The following is a 17,466-nucleotide window of genomic DNA, read 5'->3' on the forward strand; positions in this document are numbered from 1 at the left end:
TTCATTTGTCATGTAGGCTGCTGTAGGGACTAGTTCGTCACCTTGGTAGCAGTGAAAAAGAACGTGGCAGAAGTCAGTCTGAGAGCTCGCAGTGAGTACGTAGTTATCTTCGATTTTATCCGGAACAGTAAATGGCTTATCAACTTGTGAGACTTCGTCCTAGTGATAATACAGAGACTTTGCTGTCTTTTGCTAGGCAGCAGCAAGGTTGTGGCGACTTGAGCGCAAGTGATTTTGCTATGCGCAATTGCCCTCGTGCAGCAATCATTTTAGATGGGAACGGAGCAATCCAATGGCCATCCACGCTTTACTTGGCCGAGGTTGCTCTCAGGAGCAGAAGTACGCAAGGTAAGACAGTTGAAACCTACGCAGAGGCACTCATTCAATGGCTTGATCACTTGGATAGGTATCGAATAGACCTTACAGTAGTTTCCGAGCGAGATCTTCAACAATATAGGAATGAACTTTGTCAGAGAAATAGTTCTTCACGGTGGGGGCGTTATTCGGCGCAGACGGTTAATCTGAAGGTATTAACACCTTTCCGATTTCACCAATGGGCACAATCTCGCGAGTTGATAGATTGCCCTCTTGGTGCCTGGGCTAAAACATTAGAGAGAAATCAGTTCCAACATTGGATTCGGAAGGGAAACTGGAGCAAATCAGGGCGTAATATCACTCCAGTCGTCGAGCAGCGAATCCCTCGCATTCTCAAAACAGAGGAGTTGAAGGCGTTGTTTGCCGTATCGACGCTGCCATTTTCCTTGATGTTCAAGTGGGCCGTAGTTTGCGGGCTGCGGCGATTCGAGATTTGTAACTTGCGTATCTCAGATATTCCAGATCTGGCAAAGATAGGTGCATATGACACTCTCCACGAGATTCGTCTCGTCCGGAAGGGAGGGCGACATGTAACAGTCTATGTTCCGACATCGCTCATTGAAGAGAGTCGATGGTATGCCTTGTTTGATCGACCCAGATCGGAAAAAATCCAAAGGAAATATTTATTTATTGGTCGGAACGGCCGCCAAATTGGTAACCAAACTTTGTCGACGGAATTCCGCAAAGCAGCAGACAAAATTGGAAGCGACGCCACATTGCATCACTTGAGGCATACCTTTGCAGTGCTCGCGCTGCACATTTTACAGTCCAAAGTAGATAATGGCGCCTCGCTTAATCCTTTGAAAACTCTTCAAATCCTCATGGGTCATGCTTCAATCGACACCACGGAAATCTATCTAAGGGCGATGGACATTCACAGTGATGCCGTAGAGGAGGCGCTAGCTTTCTTGTATGGATCGACGCTATGAAAACGATAGGTCCTGCCGCAATCGTTTCCGAAATCCGCGATGAGAGCGGAAAAGTGCGCACAGTATGCAATTTTTCCACGTTACAAATAGATCCTCGCATTGCCTCCGCGCTGCGTGATGCATTCGATCACGTCTTTGGTCACAATTCAGTAGAGACGCGGAGACAGGCGTGGCGTTGTATCCGGAAATTTTCACTCTGTATCCGAAAATGTAATCAGCACCAATCCGTACCATTTTCCAAAGACATCCTGCGAGTGTTTCGTGATTGGCTGGTCGAACAGAATTTAAAGGGGGCGACCAGTCAATCGCATTTCAATGCCGTAAAGTCGATAGTCTTGTGGCTATCCAGGAACGTGACGGGAATCGTTTCTACCGATCTGATCGAGAATGTGCCGTCGTTTCCAAGAGACGACCTGACAAAATCGGTATTTTTGGACGAAGAGATAATTAAGAAAATCCTTGCTGCTGCTTACAAGGAAATTAACGAAGTTTCAATCCGAATAGAATTCGGCAGGCGATTGTTGCGGGGCGAGTATATCGATGCGCGAGAGCAGGAATTAGCCGATTTATTGACGGAATTGCTTTCTTTAGATGTGAATCGGCTATTTCCGACGCAGCAATTAATTCTGCGTACGGGTCGTAATTTGATTGCTCGCGTTCAAAATGCAGGGGGCATTCGCAATCTTTCGAAGACACTGTACTTAGGACCAAACGACATTTTTCTATTTTATCTCGTGATTGTCGTTCAATGCAGCGGTAACCCTATGGCAATACTAAGTCTGAAGCGAGACTGCCTACGTTTCCATCCATTACGAAGCGATCGCGAATTCGTCGTTTGGTCGAAGCCACGAGCTAAGCGCGAACAGAAGGCCGATTTTTCCAACAGCCGACCGCACAGTGCCCCGAACGTCATTAGGAGTTTGCTTGCACAGACTGAGGAGCTCGTTCCGTTTGCGGTGCAAGCGGATAGAAAAATGCTATTTCTGGCTTATACCAATCAAGGAGTGCGGGTTCCTTGCTTTCAGTTGTTCCATATGATGTTGGCTGCATTCATTGAGCGAAATAACCTTCCGAACTTTGACTTCAAACAACTTCGTAAAAGTGGCGGATTGCTGCATCACCAAGCGGGCGGGAATATTCTGTTTGCAAAAGAAAGGCTAGGCCATGTATCGACGTCCACGACACGCCGTTATACCGAGCAGAATTTATTTAGAGAGCAGAACGACCGATTGATACTGAAATTCCAAGGAGAATTTGTACGAACCGCATTGCAAGATACTCAGATCGGCGATGGCGAAGATGGCCCCGCCGATCTTTGCCGGAAGATCGCGGCAAGCATCGGGCCGGATCGCATTCTTCTGAATACCCCGGTTCGCTCCATCAATGTTGGCGACGGTCATGTCGACGTTGAGGCGAAATCTACCTACGGGCGATATCGCGCTGTCCTGTGTGCCGTGCCGCCACCCGCTGTGCGAAAAATACAGTTCTCGCCGCCACGCTCCACCTCACGAGAGCGTCTGCTACAGGCGCTCCCGATGGGGCGGGTCATTAAGATACAAGTAGTCTACCAACGTCCGTATTGGCGGGAACGAGGATTTTCCGGGCAGGTGATGAGCAATAGCTATCCGCTAAGCTATACCATCGATAACTCGCCTGCGGACGGTCAACGCGGTGTGCTTGCTGCATTCGTTTGTACCAGCAAGGCCAAACAGTTCATGGACGCACGCACCGACCGAAGGGCGATCGTCGCCGCAGCCATCAATCAAATGTTCGGCTGCAACTTTCCAGCACCGGAAGAGGTACTGGTCGAAGACTGGGCTGCCAATGAGTGGATCGGCGGCAGCTATGGCGCCTATTTTCCACCGGGAGTGATGACCCGGATGGGGGAGCTCTTGCGTGAGCAGGAGCCTCCCATTTACTGGTGCGGTGCCGAGTACGGGCAAGCTCACCCCTGTCAAATAGAAGGCGCTCTGGATTCAGGGTTGCGATCGGCACGCTCCATTGCAGCCGCGCTCGCGCAAGGCTAACTGAGAGCCACCGGCCGCTTTGAGAGCAGATTCACAATATAGGCGAAACAAATCTGATGAGCAACGACGCAAAAGTAGACTCAACGTTAGTTGAGAAGATAAACCCCATGATGTTCGATGAACGCATGGCGAAAACACAGATGGGACATTTTCTGGTGCTCACGTGCCTGCCAATTCCTATGACTGTGATCGCGTTTGTCTGGTTTCCTCCCACCGTTTCGAACCTGATTGAGTTCGGATTGTTCTGGTTCCTGACCCTGGTTGGTGTCATTTGCGGGAGCCACCGGCTTTTATCCCACAAGTCTTTCGTCCCCGTCAAGCCGCTGAAGCAGCTGCTCGTGGTCTTGGCCTCTATGGGGGGGCAAGGTCCCCCGGTTGTGTGGGCGGCCTTTCACCGGCGACATCACCAGCTCACCGACAAGGAAGGCGATCCGCATACGCCAGCGCTGCACGATATGAAGCTGAAGGGTGTGTTCCACGCGGCTTTCGGCTGGATGAGGCGGCACGAGTAAGCGACTCGACGGCTGCTGCTTCCAACGCTTCCAGGTCAGACATGGCCGGGAGAATTCCCGGGATGCGCACAGCGAGCATCGATTTGCCAGTGCCGGGGGGACCGACGAGAAGGATACTGTGGCCACCGGCGGCTGCAATTTCCAGTGCCCTTCGTGCAGGTAATTGTCCTTTGACGTCGGCAAAGTCGGGATAACTCGCGGGTTCAGGTTTGGGCGTCGGAAGATGTCTTGTAAGTCGGCTATTGTCGTCGCGCGCGGCAAAATGGGCGCAGACCTGCAATAGTGAATCGGCAGGGAAAATTGTTGCTTCGCTTACCAGTGCGGCTTCGTCGGCACTGGCACGTGGCAGGATGAAAATACGCCGGCGGCCATCGTTCGCACTGGCCTGATGCATGGCATAGGTCATTGCCAGCGCACCTCGGACAGGGCGCAATGCGCCTGACAATGAAAGCTCGCCGGCAAATTCGTAGTCGTCAAACTGATCAGCGGGCATCTGCTCCGATGCTGCCAGAATGCCTAATGCAATCGGCAGATCGAACCTGCCAGACTCCTTTGGCAGATCTGCAGGTGCCAGATTGACAGTAATGCGCTTGGCCGGGAACTCGAAACGCGCATTTTGTAGTGCAGCCCGGACGCGATCCTTGGATTCCTTGACTTCTGTTTCAGGCAAACCAACGATGGTAAAAGCGGGCAAGCCGTTCGCAAGATGCACCTCTACCGTTACCTGAGGTGCCTGCATGCCTGAGAGCGCGCGGCTTTTGAGTACCGCCAGACTCACTCAGACCGGTAACCGCATTTGCATACGGCTACCCTCAAAAACAAGAAGCAATGTGTGATGCGTCGGGGCAGTCTGTGCCATTCAGGAAGTCTTTTGCTGCGCTTCAAGCTCGGCTACGCGTGCTTCCAAAGCTTCCAGCTTGGCGCGGGTCTTGGCCAACACCTGCGCTTGAATGTCGAACTCTTCGCGCGTCACCAGATCAAGCTTGGCAAATCCTTGGCCGAGCATTGCCTTGACGTTCTTTTCGATGTCTTTTGCTGGCGAGTTTTCGATCGCCTTATTGAACTTGGCTTGCAAGTCTTCAAAAAATTGTGTCTTGTCCATGATGATGAGTCCTCGTATGTGCTTTCAGCGGTCAAGCATGTAGTTAAGTGTAGCGCTTTCGCTACTTTCCCGGAAATTAAAACACAGTCATCGGCAAGTCGCGTTTACCTCCGCAAGAAAACTTTCGTTCGGAGACATTGGCTGCACCAGAATAGACTGGGCTTGTCTGTTCAGCATTTCAAAGTCATTACGATTGTCGCACTTATTTTGTGCAATGAAGAATTTGGCGCAGAATTCGCACCAAATTCGTGAAAAAAATAGCCGTCTCTCAATATTTTTTTGCTTTGCACCAAAAAAAATCAGATAAAGTCATTTGAGAAGACCTGGCATGGCTCCTGCTTATGGGCTAGGCAGACCAAAAAAATTTGTTGTTTAACAGAAACCCAGAGGGACACTATGAAAAAAATGATTCTTGCAACAGCAGTCGCAGCATCGTTGGTCACTAGCTTCGCTCGCGCTGAAGACGCAGCGCCTCCGCCACCGGATAACCAAGTCACATATAACGCTGGTGTTGTCAGTGACTATCGTTATCGTGGCCTGACACAAACACGCTTTGATCCTGCCGTGCAAGCCGGGATTGATTACACAAATAACCCAACCGGTTTTTACCTGGGTACATGGGCGAGCACTATTAAGTGGATTAAGGATGCTGTTGGTTCTAAGGGTCGTGGCCCTGCAGAATGGGATCTGTACGGTGGTAAGCGCGGCGATCTGGGTGCTGGATTCACCTATGACGTTGGTACGCTGGGTTACATCTATCTCGATAACAACTATGACCAGCTGGGTGCCAATGCGAATACTCTGGAAGTTTATGGTCAGGTTGGTTATGGCCCGGTCTACGTTAAATATTCGCAAGCGCTGTCCACCCTGTTTGGCGCAGACGGCAGCAAATACAGCCAATACTACGATGCGGGTGGCAATTTCGACACATTCTACGGTGTCACGCTGGGCGTGCATCTGGGTCGCCAGCAGGTGCGCGGGCCGTCAGCCAACACCAGCTACACAGACTGGAAAATCGGTTTGAGCAAGACCTTTGACGATCTGGCAGGGATCACTCTGGGTGTCGCCTATGTGGGCACGAATCTGAAAGACGGTGTTGAGACAACTCCAGTATCAGATGGCGCCAAGAACGTCGGTAAAGGTGGCGTCGTCGTTTCCCTTATCAAAAACTTTTAATTGAGGTCGATATGAAACTGATTACAGCGATCATCAAACCGTTCAAGCTCGACGAGGTGCGTGAAGCCTTGTCGGCCATCGGTGTACAAGGTATCACCGTGACTGAAGTTAAGGGTTTCGGTCGCCAAAAGGGGCACACGGAACTGTATCGCGGTGCCGAATACGTAGTCGATTTCCTGCCAAAGACCAAGATTGAAGCGGCAGTTGACGATGCCATCGTCGAACGTGCACTGGAAGCCATTGAGGCAGCCGCACGTACCGGCAAAATTGGCGACGGCAAGATCTTTGTACAAGATCTGCTCGACGTGATCCGCATCCGTACCGGCGAGACCGGCAAAGAAGCTCTTTGATAGGGAGACAACAATGCAAATCAAGAAAATGTTTTCGAGTGCGCTCGCAATCGGCACTTTGTTGATGGCGGTCAGTTTTGCCGCTCCGGTACAGGCGCAGGACGCGCCTAAGCCTGAGGCAACGGCAACCGCAGCAGCGCCGGCAGCTGATGCTGCCAAGCCAGCAGCGGCGGCGGCTCCAGCAGCTGCGGCGGCCGCCGCACCGGCAGCAGCACCAGCCGCAGCAGCGCCAGGACCGGTCCCTAACAAGGGCGACACTGCCTGGATGCTGGTCACAACGGCATTCGTGATTCTGATGACCTTGCCAGGCCTGGGCCTGTTCTACGGCGGCCTGGTCCGCAGCAAGAACATGTTGTCAGTGCTGATGCAATGCTTCGTGATCTTCTCGCTGATCTATGTCCTGTGGTTCGTCTATGGCTACAGCCTGGCGTTCACCGAAGGCAACGCGTTCATTGGCGGCTTCGATCACTTGTTCCTCAAGGGCTTGACCGGTGACTCCAATACGGCAACTTTCAGCAAGGGTGTCGTCATTCCTGAGCTGGCATTCATGGCCTTCCAGGGTGCATTTGCTGCGATTACCGTTGCGTTGATCATCGGTTCGTTCGCAGAGCGCGTGAAGTTCTCCGCAGTCGTGGCTTTCTCGGTACTGTGGTTCACCTTCTCGTACCTGCCAATGGCGCACATGGTCTGGTTCTGGCCAGGTCCAGATGGCTTCATCGACGCTGCATCGTCTGACAAGCTGACTGCGGCCTCCGGCTGGCTGTTCCAAAAGGGCGCACTGGACTTCGCAGGCGGTACTGTGGTCCACATCAATGCCGCTATCGCTGGTCTGGTTGGTTCCTACGTCATCGGCAAGCGCGTCGGCTACGGCAAGGAAGCGTTCAAGCCACATAGCCTGACATTGACTATGGTCGGTGCTTCGTTGCTGTGGTTCGGCTGGTTCGGCTTCAATGCCGGCTCGGCTCTGGAAGCCAACGGTAGTGCTGTCATGGCATTCGTCAACACCATCCTGGCTACCGCTGCTGCAGTGCTGTCGTGGAGCTTTGGTGAGTGGGTTGGCAAGGGCAAGCCTTCGATGCTGGGTGCAGCGTCGGGTGCAGTTGCTGGTCTGGTGGTCATTACACCGGCTGCAGGTTACGTGGGTATCGCCGGTGCGGTCGTCATGGGCCTGATCGGTGGTCTGGTTTGCCTGTGGGGTGTGACTGGTCTGAAGAAGATCCTGGGTTCCGACGATGCACTGGACGTCTTTGGCGTACACGGTGTGGGCGGTATCCTCGGTGCGCTCCTGACAGGCGTGTTTGCAGCGCCTAGCTTGGGTGGTTCCGGTATCTATGACTACGTTGCCAACGCTGTTGCGCCTGATTACTCGATCGGTGGTCAAGTCTGGATTCAATTCCAGGGCGTGCTGACCACGCTGATTCTGTCGGGTGTAGTTGCCTTCATCGCCTTCAAGCTGGTTGACATCGTCATCGGCCTGCGTGTGACTGAAGAAGAAGAGCGCGAAGGTCTGGACATTTCCAGCCACGGCGAGTCTGCTTATCACTCGTAATTGTTGTCCAAGGGCATTCTGTCCTTGATCAGAAACGCTCCAACTCCGGTTGGAGCGTTTTTTTTCGCCTTTAAAAATATCTGTATCGCCACCATCTGCACAGCCTGTCGGGCAAAGTGCCTGTGGGAGCGACGCAAGCCGCGGAATCCCGCTACAATGCCCGGTTCCTAGTGCAAAGCCTGTTCTTCGATCTCTGGCAGCATTGTTGTTATCCCGTACGCGCAGAAGGTTTCTTATGGTTCCGCATCTTGTCACCGCCCTGAATGGTCCGCTTCTGGATCTGGAAAAGAAGATTCTTGGGGCAACTCCCGCCATCGAACGCTGGTTCCGGATGGAGTGGCAGGAGCACACGCCGCCGTTTTACTGTTCCGTTGATCTGCGCAATGCGGGTTTCAAGTTGGCACCGGTGGATACCAACCTGTTCCCCGGAGGGTTCAATAATCTATCGCCTGAAATGTTGCCGCTGGCAGTACAGGCCGCGATGGCAGCCATTGAGAAATATTGCCCGGATGCAAAGAATCTGTTGCTGATCCCGGAGCACCATACCCACAATACGTTCTACCTGCAAAATATTGCCCGGTTGATGCAGATTTTCCGTCAGACCGGTCTCAATGTCCGCTTGGGCAGCTTGTCGGATGATCTCAAGAAGCCGCGCGACATCGACTTGCCCGATGGCAGCAAGATCACTTTGGAGCCGCTTGAGCGCTCCAAGAATGGCCGTCGTCTTGGGTTGAAGAACTTCGATCCCTGCACCGTGCTGCTTAATAATGATCTGTCGGTTGGCATTCCCTCAGTGCTGGAAAATCTCCATGAGCAAAATGTGTTGCCGCCGCTGCACGCCGGTTGGGCGGTACGTCGCAAGAGCAATCACTTTGCTGCCTATGATGAAGTGGTCAAGAAATTTGCCAAGCTGGTGGATGTCGACCCATGGATGTTGAACCCGCTGTTCCTCAAGTGTGGTGAAATCAATTTCCAGCAAGAAGACAGTACCGACGGTCTCGCCGACAACGTCAGCAGCCTGCTTGCAAAGATCCGCAAGAAATACAAGGAATACGGCATCAAGGAGCAGCCATTCGTCATCGTCAAGGCCAATGCAGGGACTTATGGCATGGGCATTGTGACTGTCAAGGATGCCAGCGAGCTCAAGGAATTCAATCGCAAGCAACGCAATAACATTGCTGTGGGTAAAGAGGGGCTGGAAGTCAGTGAAGTGATTATCCAGGAAGGTGTGCATTCCTTTGAGCGTATCAATGAGGCAGTTGCCGAGCCAGTGGTCTATATGATCGACCGCTATGTCGTCGGCGGCTTCTACCGTGTCCACGCTGATCGCGACGTCAATGAAAATCTGAATGCTCCTGGAGCGCATTTCGTCCCACTGGCATTTGCACAGCAGCATGCGTTGCCGGATCTGCAGGCCAAACCTGGGACGGTCGCTCCCAATCGCTTTTATATGTATGGCGTGGTCGCCCGCCTGGCTTTGCTGGCGGCGTCGCTGGAAATGGAAAAGACGGATCCCAACCCGGAAGTTTACTAATCTCCCTTCGACGGATATTTCATGAAAATCGCCTTTCTCGCCGATCCACTGGCGTCCTTCAAGACCTACAAGGATTCCACGTTTGCCATGATGCGCGAAGCTGCGCGCCGCGGTCATAGTATTCACGCGTTCGAGCAGACCGACATAGCACTCGAAAATGGTCTTGTCACGGCCGACGTGACTAGAATTACCCTCACCGGTGAAGCTGATGACTGGTATCGGGTCGAAGCCACGACGTCCACTTTCCTGTCTGAATTTGATGCCATCGTGATTCGTAAGGATCCGCCGTTCGACATGGAATACATCTACACCACTTATCTGCTTGAGCTGGCGGAGAAGCAAGGTGCACGAGTCTTCAACAAGCCGCAGGCAATTCGCAGCCACAACGAAAAATTATCAATTGCGCAGTTCCCGCAGTTCACCGCGCCAACCTTGGTCACGCGCGATGCCAAGCGGTTGCGGGCGTTCCACACCGAGCATCGGGAAATTATCCTCAAGCCGCTCGACGGCATGGGCGGCATGGGGATTTTCCGGATTGGTGCGGATGGAATGAACCTTGGTTCTGTTATTGAAACCCTGACCGACAACGGTGCTCGCACGATCATGGCGCAGCGTTACATTCCAGAAATTTCCGCAGGTGACAAGCGCGTCCTGCTCATTGGCGGCAAGGTTGTCCCCTTTGTGCTGGCACGCATTCCGCAGGGTGGCGAGGTACGCGGCAATCTGGCCGCTGGCGGTCTCGGTGTAGCGCAGCCAATTTCACCGCGCGAGCGTGAAATTGCAGAATCACTGGCGCCGGTGTTGGCGCAAAGAGGACTGTTGCTGGTAGGATTGGACGTTATCGGCAATTATTTGACCGAAGTCAATGTCACCAGTCCGACTTGCTTCCAGGAAATTACACAGCAAAGCGGTTTTGACGTTGCCGCGATGTTCGTTGATGCGCTAGAGGCAGCAGTTGTTGGTAGTCTCGATTGATCCGGATCAGTAATGTGGTGCCTGGCGTACACTTTTAATTAAGAATTTCATGGTTGGTATTCTTCTTCTTACCCATGCCCCGCTGGGTCAAGCTTTTATTTCAGCGGCCACGCATGTCTTTCGCGGTCAGCCAGAGCGCATTGAAGCCATTGATGTCATTGCCGACCAGAATCCGCTGGAAGTACAAAAGCTTGCCGAGGCTGCGGTGTGTCGACTCGATGACGGCAGTGGTGTGCTGGTCATTACCGATGTCATGGGTGGAACCCCATCGAACTGCACCGGCTTTTTGTGCACCATCGACAACGTGCAGGTGATTGCCGGCATCAGTCTCCCCATGCTGCTACGCGCATTGACCTACCGCAATGACACCCTCGACGTGGTTGTTGAAATGGCGCTTGCCGGCGGGCAGAGCGGTGCCGTTCGCGTCGATAACCGCATTCGTGTTTCTTCTCAGTAACTGCCAGGAAAGAATTTCCCATGATTCAAAAAGAACTTGAGATCATCAACAAGCTTGGTTTGCACGCACGTGCATCCGCCAAATTTACGCAGCTCGCATCGAAGTACAAATCGGAAGTCTGGATGACCTTCAACAAGCGTCGCGTCAACGCCAAATCCATTATGGGTGTGATGATGCTGGCTGCCGGCAAAGGTAGCGTTATTTTGCTGGAAACCAATGGCGAAGATGAGCAGGATTGCATGCAGGCGCTGGAGGGGTTGATCAAGGATTATTTCGGCGAAGGCCAGTAGCCCGGAATACGCGATCCGCTGCCGATCCGGCGGGTGGCGGCGCCTGCAAGATCAGAACGATTCAAATTTTGTTTGTTTGCTCACACAATGACCGTCGATTGCCAATTCAGACGTTGTCCGGTAAGGTTTCGCAGCCGACCGCGCGCAGCAAGGCATAAGACAGATCAATAAAACCAGCAGGAGACAAACGCGATGGCATCCTTCACATTACATGGCATTCCGGTTTCAAAGGGAATTGCAATTGGCCGTGCCCATCTGTTGGCACCGGCCGCCCTGGACGTTAAACATTACCTGATTCCCGAGGAGCAGGTAGAGGCTGAGGTCCTGCGGCTGAAAAACGCCATTTCAGCCGTTCATCATGAATTGCAGACTATCCGCAGCGAGTTGCCCAAGGAGGCACCACCGGAACTTGGTGCGTTTATCGATGTGCATGCGCTGATCCTGTCAGACCCAATGCTCGCCGAAGTGCCGTTGGAAATTATCCGCCATCGCTACTACAACGCCGAATGGGCGTTGGTGACCCAGATTGATAGTGTCTCAGCACAGTTTGACGAAATTGAAGATGCCTATCTGCGCGAGCGTAAGGCAGATATTCAGCAAGTCGGAGATCGCATACTCAAGGTGCTGACCGGCAGCGCCATTAATTTGCCGCCGGCCGATGCAGGTGATGGTGCTACGGCCAATATCATCGTGGTCGCGCATGATATTTCGCCAGCAGACATGTTGCAATTCCGGGATGGTGCTTTTGGTGGTTTTGTTACCGATCTTGGCGGGCAGAATTCGCATACCGCCATCGTTGCGCGCAGTCTCGATATTCCCGCTGCAGTCGGTATGCACAATGCATCGGCACTGGTGAAACAGGACGACATACTGATTATCGACGGTGATGCCGGCGTGGCGATTGTCAATCCTTCGCCGCTGGTGTTGACACAATATCGCGCACGTCAGGAACGCCTGCTGCGAGATCGCAAGAAGCTGGGTCGTCTCAAGAAAACTCCCGCGATTACTCAGGATGGTATCGGCATTACCTTGCTGGCCAATATCGAGTTGCCCAGTGATAGTGCGGCGGCACTGGAAGCCGGCGCCAACGGTGTCGGTCTGTTTCGGTCTGAGTTTCTATTCATGGGGCGCGGTGCCGGCCATCTGGAGAAATTCCCTTCCGAAGAAGAACAACTGGAGTCTTATCGCCAGGCAGTCGTCTCCATGAAGGGCCGACCAGTCACCATTCGCACGCTCGACGTTGGTGCTGACAAGCCGCTCGATGCGGATGAGCAGACGGCGCTCAATCCGGCGCTCGGTTTGCGTGCAATCCGTTATTGTCTGAGTGAGCCGCAGATGTTCCTGACGCAATTACGGGCAATTTTGCGGGCCTCGGCATTTGGACCGATTAAATTATTGATCCCGATGATGGCGCATGCGTTTGAGGTAGATCAGACACTCGCCTTGATTGAGCAGGCCAAAGAACAATTGCGGGAGCGCGAGCAAAAGTTTGATGAAAATATACCGATCGGAGCGATGATTGAAATCCCGGCTGCTGCCCTGGCGCTGCCGATCTTCATCAAGCGTCTCGATTTCCTCTCCATCGGTACCAACGATCTGATTCAATATACGCTCGCGATTGACCGCGTTGATCACGAAGTGGCACATCTTTATGACCCACTGCATCCGGCAGTATTGTTCCTGCTCTCGACCGTGATCGCGACAGCGCGCAAGGCTGATATTCCAGTATCCGTCTGTGGTGAGATGGCGGGTGATATCAAGTGGACGCGTCTGTTGCTGGGAATGGGACTGCAAGAATTTTCAATGCATCCTTCACAACTGTTGTCGGTCAAGCAGGAAATCCTCAATAGTAATCTCAGCTTGCTGGAGCCACAGGTAAAGAAGGTCTTGCGGGCAACCGAGCCGGCGGCCATTGAGCTGGCCATGACACAGTTGCAATCACTCAACAGTGAAGTCGAGGTCAAGGCTGTACGTCGCCGATAACGACGGTTTTCAGTTGGATAGTCGGGTTTGACGGCATCGCCCGACTTGGTTATTCTTGCATTACTGCGCCGATTTGAATGGTTTAACCAACCTCAGCTTGCGGGCGCCGGGACGATTGTTCCAACTAAATACGGCTAAAGCGAGCTTGGCGTTGTGAATACAATGTGCAGTACAAGCCCAGAATTAGCCCGAGAGCCTTAGTGCTTCCGGGCTTTTTTATTTTCAGGGTGGAAAATCTGCGTTGGAAACTTACGGACAACAAAGAAAACCATGTCGATCGGAATCGTATCGCCGCAAATCATGCACTTTTCGGAACCGCTGCCGCTTAAAAGCGGTGCGAGTCTCACCGATTACGTCTTGATGTACGAAACATATGGCACGCTCAATGCCGACAAATCCAATGCCGTGCTGGTCTGCCACGCACTTAACGCTTCGCATCATGTGGCCGGCGTCTATCGTGACGAACCAGATAACGTTGGCTGGTGGGACAACATGGTGGGACCAGGTAAATCGCTCGATACCGACAAATTCTTTGTCATCGGTATCAATAACCTGGGCTCTTGTTTCGGTTCGACCGGTCCGATGCATACCAATCCTGCCACTGGCAAACCTTATGGCGCCAGCTTCCCGGTGGTGACAGTGGAGGATTGGGTCGGCGCACAGGCACGGCTGGCCGATGCGCTGGGTATTGCCCAGTTTGCCGCAGTCATGGGAGGCTCGCTCGGTGGTATGCAGGCATTGGCCTGGAGCATGATGTATCCAGACCGTTTGCGGCACTGTATTGTGATTGCGTCTACCCCAAAATTGTCGGCACAAAATATTGCCTTCAATGACGTTGCGCGTCAGGCCATTCTGACCGATCCGGATTATCACGGCGGAGACTTCTATGCGCATGGTGTCGTGCCCAAGAACGGCCTGCGGGTTGCCCGTATGGTTGGCCACATCACCTACCTGTCGGATGACGACATGGCGGAAAAATTCGGTCGGGACCTGCGTTCTGACGATTACCAGTTTGGATATGGCGTCGATTTTGAAATCGAATCGTATTTGCGCTATCAAGGTGACAAGTTCTCGACGTATTTCGATGCCAATACCTATTTGCTGATTACCAAAGCGCTCGATTATTTTGACCCTGCCAGAGAACATGGTGGTGACCTGGTCAAAGCGTTTGCCAATACGCGCGCCCAGTTTCTGCTGGCTTCGTTTACGACCGACTGGCGCTTTTCCCCCGAGCGTAGCCGTGAAATGGTGCAAGCCCTGGTCAGCAACAAGCGTCAAGTGACCTATGCAGAAATCGATGCGCCCCACGGACACGATGCATTTTTGCTGGATGACGCCCGCTATATGCGATTGCTGCGTGAATATTATCAACGCGTATGGGCCGAGATTGCCCCCAAGGAGCGTGCATGAATTTCCCTGAACTGAGCGCATTACGTCCTGATCTGGCCTTCATCGCCCACTGGATAAAGCCCGGGGCACAAGTGCTTGATGTTGGCTGTGGCGATGGCGTCATGCTGGACTACCTGCAGACTGACAAAGCTTGCAGTGGCTACGGGATTGAAATTGCGGATGCCTTGATACCACAATGCGTGGCACGCAACGTTTCGGTTATCCAGCAAGATCTGGAGGGGGGCCTTGCCATGTTTGAGGACAATGCTTTTGACACGGTGTTGTGCTTGTCGGCGTTGCAAATGGTCAAGGACGTCGAAGGTATTTTGCGTGAAATCGCCCGGGTTGGAAGGGAGTCGACTGTTTCCTTCCCCAATTTCGCCTACTGGTCGCATCGGGTAGCATTGCTACGCGGTCGCATGCCGGTCTCCAAGTCGTTGCCCTATGAATGGTACGACACGCCCAATGTACGCTGCGCCACCATCAAGGATTTTGAAGCACTGGCCAACGATGTTGGACTGGAAGTTATTGAATGTGTCGCCTTGCATGAGGGTAAGCCAATCAGCTTCCTGCCCAACTGGCGTGGCAGTCTCGCCGTATTTCGGCTCAGGAAAAAATAAGAAGGGCAGCGGAGGAGCTGCTCGTGAAAATTCCTGTATGTGAACAAATGTTGCCTGAAAGTGGTCAGAGCTGTTCTCGTCTGATGGCTTTTCCTTTTGCTACTTGTCACTTTATCGCTCACCTATGACCAATACTCGCCTGTCGTGGCACAGCTACCTCAATCGGCGCATGCTGATTTGCCTGTTTCTGGGCTTTACCTCGGGGCTCCCTTTGTTCATTTTGCTGAGTCTGTTGCAGGCGTGGTTGGCCAAATCGGGTCTGAACGTCAAGGCGCTGGGTTTGTTTGCGCTGGTCATGTTTCCTTACACCTGGAAATTTGTCTGGTCACCGCTGATGGACCGCTTTCAATTCGGGCGGCTGGGGCGTCGCCGTGGCTGGATGCTGTTGACCCAGATTGGATTGTTTCTGGGCATCGGCAGCATGGGAATGCTGGACCCCCAGACTCAGGTCGGCGATATCGCCTTGATGGCATCGCTGGTAGCGTTCCTGTCGGCTAGCCAGGATATTGTCATCGATGCCTATCGTCGTGAAATTCTCTCTGAGCAGGAGCTTGGACTAGGTAGTGCGCTCCATGTCAATGCCTATAAACTGTCGGGGATGGTGCCGGGCGCGCTGTCGCTGGTGTTAGCTGATCTGTTGCCATGGCACATTGTGTTCTGGATCACCGCCTGTTTCATGTTGCCGGGATTATTGTGCACCATCGTCATCAAGGAGCCGGTAGTCTATGGCGAACCGCCGAAAACACTGCGGGCGGCGGTTTTGCAGCCGTTTCAGGAGTTTGTGGCGCGCGATGGATGGCGTCAGGCCTTATGGGTGCTTGGGTTCATCTTCCTCTACAAGCTAGGCGACAGCATGGCGACCGCACTGGCTACCAAGTTTTACATTGATCTGGGTTTTTCCATGACCCAGATTGGTGTTGTTTCCAAAACCACCAGTCTTTGGGCCAGCGTAATGGGAGGCATTGTTGGCGGAATCTGGATGATCCGCCTGGGAATCAATCGCGCACTGTGGATTTTTGGCATAGTGCAGGCCGTGACCATCCTCGGGTTTGCCTGGCTGGCGCATGTCGGCGCTGACCTTCCTACTCTGGCGTTGGTGATCGGTGCCGAGGCGTTTGGGGTTGGGGTTGGTACCGCTGCATTCGTCGCCTACATCATGCGTGAAACTGATCCCCGTTATACCGCCACGCAATTTGCGTTATTCACCAGTCTGGCCGCGGTGCCGCGTACCTTCATCAACTCCTCCGTTGGCTACATCGTTGCTGAGCTGGGCTGGTTCAATTTTTTCCTGCTCTGTTTTGTATTGGCAATCCCGGGAATGCTGATGTTATTCAAGATTGCCCCGTGGCATCACAAACAGATCTGAGAGGATCGGTTTAACGGGACATTTTGATGGCTTGTATCGTTGAGAGAGCGAAAAAATCGGATCGGAGATAATTTATAAGCCCTAGAGACAAAATAAGTTGACAAGCAAAAAGTGTTCGTCTATAGTTTTGAGTTCCCCGAGCGGAGAGGTGGCCGAGTGGTTAATGGCAGCAGACTGTAAATCTGCCCTCTTACGAGTACGCTGGTTCGAATCCAGCCCTCTCCACCATTATGGGAGCAGTCAAAAGTACATTGCGGCTGTGAAGTTTTGAAAGTTTCCTCGCGGGTGTAGCTCAATGGTAGAGCTGAAGCCTTCCAAGCTTATGACGAGGGTTCGATTCCCTTCACCCGCTCCAGTTTTTGTTGGTTGTATTATTGGTACGGCCGCAGGTAAGCCCTTGTAGCTCAGTGGTAGAGCACTCCCTTGGTAAGGGAGAGGCCACGTGTTCAATCCACGTCAAGGGCACCAGTTTAAGTAGTGAGTTGCTGCAAGTAGGTGTGTGCACCTAGGTCGCTGCAAGAAGTCAGCAAGTCGGGCGCGTTGCCTGAACATTCTCATCAAATCGTTAGGAGTCTAAGATGGCAAAAGGCAAGTTTGAGCGGACCAAGCCGCACGTGAATGTGGGCACAATTGGCCACGTTGACCATGGCAAGACCACACTGACAGCGGCGATTGCGACCGTGTTGTCGAAGAAGTTTGGCGGCGAAGCCAAAGCCTACGATCAAATTGACGCAGCACCAGAAGAAAAGGCACGCGGCATCACGATCAACACAGCACACGTTGAATACGAAACAGCCAACCGTCACTACGCTCACGTTGACTGCCCAGGCCA

General features: G+C 52.9%; 15 protein-coding genes, 3 tRNA genes and 1 pseudogene. 17 read left to right on the forward strand and 2 right to left on the reverse strand.

Annotation, left to right across the window (positions count from 1 at the left end; genetic code table 11):
* Positions 1-131 precede the first annotated feature (131 nt).
* Both FHW66_RS18350 and FHW66_RS18355 read left to right on the forward strand, forming a co-directional pair.
* Positions 132-1,304 (forward strand): tyrosine-type recombinase/integrase, encoded by a 1,173-nt coding sequence (locus FHW66_RS18350; RefSeq protein WP_183381277.1) that lies wholly within the window; start codon positions 132-134, stop codon positions 1,302-1,304.
* Complete coding sequence (locus FHW66_RS18355) at positions 1,301-3,331, forward strand: FAD-dependent oxidoreductase (protein WP_183381278.1); 2,031 nt, start codon at positions 1,301-1,303, stop codon at positions 3,329-3,331. The genes FHW66_RS18350 and FHW66_RS18355 overlap by 4 nt, the downstream gene beginning before the upstream one ends.
* A gap of 456 nt (positions 3,332-3,787) precedes the next feature.
* Here FHW66_RS18355 and FHW66_RS18360 read toward each other — a convergent pair.
* Positions 3,788-4,621 (reverse strand): annotated as a pseudogene (locus tag FHW66_RS18360) (magnesium chelatase domain-containing protein); the annotation flags it as partial.
* A gap of 81 nt (positions 4,622-4,702) precedes the next feature.
* Complete coding sequence (locus FHW66_RS18365; protein ID WP_183381280.1) at positions 4,703-4,945, reverse strand: accessory factor UbiK family protein; 243 nt, start codon at positions 4,943-4,945, stop codon at positions 4,703-4,705.
* 396 nt (positions 4,946-5,341) lie between these two features.
* Here FHW66_RS18365 and FHW66_RS18370 point away from each other — a divergent pair, with 396 nt between their 5' ends.
* From FHW66_RS18370 to FHW66_RS18440, 15 genes are all read left to right on the forward strand, one after another.
* Positions 5,342-6,121, forward strand: a complete 780-nt coding sequence (locus FHW66_RS18370; protein WP_183381281.1) for a TorF family putative porin — start codon at positions 5,342-5,344, stop codon at positions 6,119-6,121.
* A gap of 11 nt (positions 6,122-6,132) precedes the next feature.
* On the forward strand, positions 6,133-6,471 hold the full coding sequence (locus tag FHW66_RS18375; RefSeq protein WP_183381282.1) for a P-II family nitrogen regulator: 339 nt from the start codon (positions 6,133-6,135) through the stop codon (positions 6,469-6,471).
* 13 nt (positions 6,472-6,484) lie between these two features.
* Positions 6,485-8,020 (forward strand): ammonium transporter, encoded by a 1,536-nt coding sequence (locus FHW66_RS18380; RefSeq protein ID WP_183381283.1) that lies wholly within the window; start codon positions 6,485-6,487, stop codon positions 8,018-8,020.
* 235 nt (positions 8,021-8,255) lie between these two features.
* Positions 8,256-9,554, forward strand: coding sequence for a glutamate--cysteine ligase (gshA, locus tag FHW66_RS18385; protein ID WP_183381284.1), 1,299 nt, complete (start codon positions 8,256-8,258; stop codon positions 9,552-9,554).
* 21 nt (positions 9,555-9,575) lie between these two features.
* A complete protein-coding gene (gshB, locus tag FHW66_RS18390; protein WP_183381285.1) occupies positions 9,576-10,529 on the forward strand; it encodes a glutathione synthase in 954 nt (317 codons plus the stop codon).
* A 49-nt stretch (positions 10,530-10,578) separates the two neighbouring features.
* The gene (locus FHW66_RS18395) at positions 10,579-10,986 is read left to right on the forward strand and encodes a PTS sugar transporter subunit IIA (protein WP_183381286.1); all 408 of its coding nucleotides are present in this window, start codon (positions 10,579-10,581) and stop codon (positions 10,984-10,986) included.
* Positions 10,987-11,006: 20 nt separating this feature from the next.
* Positions 11,007-11,276, forward strand: a complete 270-nt coding sequence (locus tag FHW66_RS18400) for an HPr family phosphocarrier protein (protein ID WP_183381287.1) — start codon at positions 11,007-11,009, stop codon at positions 11,274-11,276.
* A gap of 192 nt (positions 11,277-11,468) precedes the next feature.
* On the forward strand, positions 11,469-13,259 hold the full coding sequence (gene ptsP / locus FHW66_RS18405; RefSeq protein WP_183381288.1) for a phosphoenolpyruvate--protein phosphotransferase: 1,791 nt from the start codon (positions 11,469-11,471) through the stop codon (positions 13,257-13,259).
* Between the two features lie 270 nt (positions 13,260-13,529).
* Positions 13,530-14,669 carry a homoserine O-acetyltransferase gene (locus tag FHW66_RS18410; RefSeq protein WP_183381289.1) on the forward strand — a complete coding sequence of 380 codons (1,140 nt, stop codon included), beginning with the start codon at positions 13,530-13,532 and terminating at the stop codon, positions 14,667-14,669.
* Positions 14,666-15,268 (forward strand): methionine biosynthesis protein MetW, encoded by a 603-nt coding sequence (gene metW / locus FHW66_RS18415; RefSeq protein ID WP_183381290.1) that lies wholly within the window; start codon positions 14,666-14,668, stop codon positions 15,266-15,268. The genes FHW66_RS18410 and metW overlap by 4 nt, the downstream gene beginning before the upstream one ends.
* 124 nt (positions 15,269-15,392) lie before the next feature.
* On the forward strand, positions 15,393-16,634 hold the full coding sequence (locus FHW66_RS18420) for an AmpG family muropeptide MFS transporter (protein ID WP_183381291.1): 1,242 nt from the start codon (positions 15,393-15,395) through the stop codon (positions 16,632-16,634).
* 142 nt (positions 16,635-16,776) lie between these two features.
* Positions 16,777-16,862, forward strand: a tRNA-Tyr gene (locus tag FHW66_RS18425).
* Positions 16,863-16,915: 53 nt separating this feature from the next.
* A tRNA-Gly gene (locus FHW66_RS18430) sits at positions 16,916-16,989 on the forward strand.
* Between the two features lie 38 nt (positions 16,990-17,027).
* A tRNA-Thr gene (locus FHW66_RS18435) sits at positions 17,028-17,102 on the forward strand.
* 110 nt (positions 17,103-17,212) lie between these two features.
* The coding region (locus FHW66_RS18440) for a GTP-binding protein (RefSeq protein ID WP_253466679.1) at positions 17,213-17,466 on the forward strand (254 nt) is incomplete at its 3' end.

The sequence above is a fragment of the Herbaspirillum sp. Sphag64 genome, from assembly GCF_014192645.1.
Classification (GTDB): Bacteria; Pseudomonadota; Gammaproteobacteria; order Burkholderiales; family Burkholderiaceae_D; genus Herbaspirillum.

What these genes read in the sequence shown, in the direction of transcription:
- FHW66_RS18370 (WP_183381281.1), top strand. Translation starts at nt 5,342, where the DNA reads ATGAAAAAAATGATTCTTGCAACAGCAGTCGCAGCATCGTTGGTCACT.
- FHW66_RS18375 (WP_183381282.1), top strand. Translation starts at nt 6,133, where the DNA reads ATGAAACTGATTACAGCGATCATCAAACCGTTCAAGCTCGACGAGGTG.
- FHW66_RS18400 (WP_183381287.1), top strand. Translation starts at nt 11,007, where the DNA reads ATGATTCAAAAAGAACTTGAGATCATCAACAAGCTTGGTTTGCACGCA.
- gshB (WP_183381285.1), top strand. Translation starts at nt 9,576, where the DNA reads ATGAAAATCGCCTTTCTCGCCGATCCACTGGCGTCCTTCAAGACCTAC.
- FHW66_RS18410 (WP_183381289.1), top strand. Translation starts at nt 13,530, where the DNA reads ATGTCGATCGGAATCGTATCGCCGCAAATCATGCACTTTTCGGAACCG.
- gshA (WP_183381284.1), top strand. Translation starts at nt 8,256, where the DNA reads ATGGTTCCGCATCTTGTCACCGCCCTGAATGGTCCGCTTCTGGATCTG.
- FHW66_RS18380 (WP_183381283.1), top strand. Translation starts at nt 6,485, where the DNA reads ATGCAAATCAAGAAAATGTTTTCGAGTGCGCTCGCAATCGGCACTTTG.
- ptsP (WP_183381288.1), top strand. Translation starts at nt 11,469, where the DNA reads ATGGCATCCTTCACATTACATGGCATTCCGGTTTCAAAGGGAATTGCA.
- FHW66_RS18395 (WP_183381286.1), top strand. Translation starts at nt 10,579, where the DNA reads ATGGTTGGTATTCTTCTTCTTACCCATGCCCCGCTGGGTCAAGCTTTT.
- FHW66_RS18365 (WP_183381280.1), bottom strand. Translation starts at nt 4,945, where the DNA reads ATGGACAAGACACAATTTTTTGAAGACTTGCAAGCCAAGTTCAATAAG.
- FHW66_RS18355 (WP_183381278.1), top strand. Translation starts at nt 1,301, where the DNA reads ATGAAAACGATAGGTCCTGCCGCAATCGTTTCCGAAATCCGCGATGAG.
- FHW66_RS18350 (WP_183381277.1), top strand. Translation starts at nt 132, where the DNA reads ATGGCTTATCAACTTGTGAGACTTCGTCCTAGTGATAATACAGAGACT.
- metW (WP_183381290.1), top strand. Translation starts at nt 14,666, where the DNA reads ATGAATTTCCCTGAACTGAGCGCATTACGTCCTGATCTGGCCTTCATC.
- FHW66_RS18420 (WP_183381291.1), top strand. Translation starts at nt 15,393, where the DNA reads ATGACCAATACTCGCCTGTCGTGGCACAGCTACCTCAATCGGCGCATG.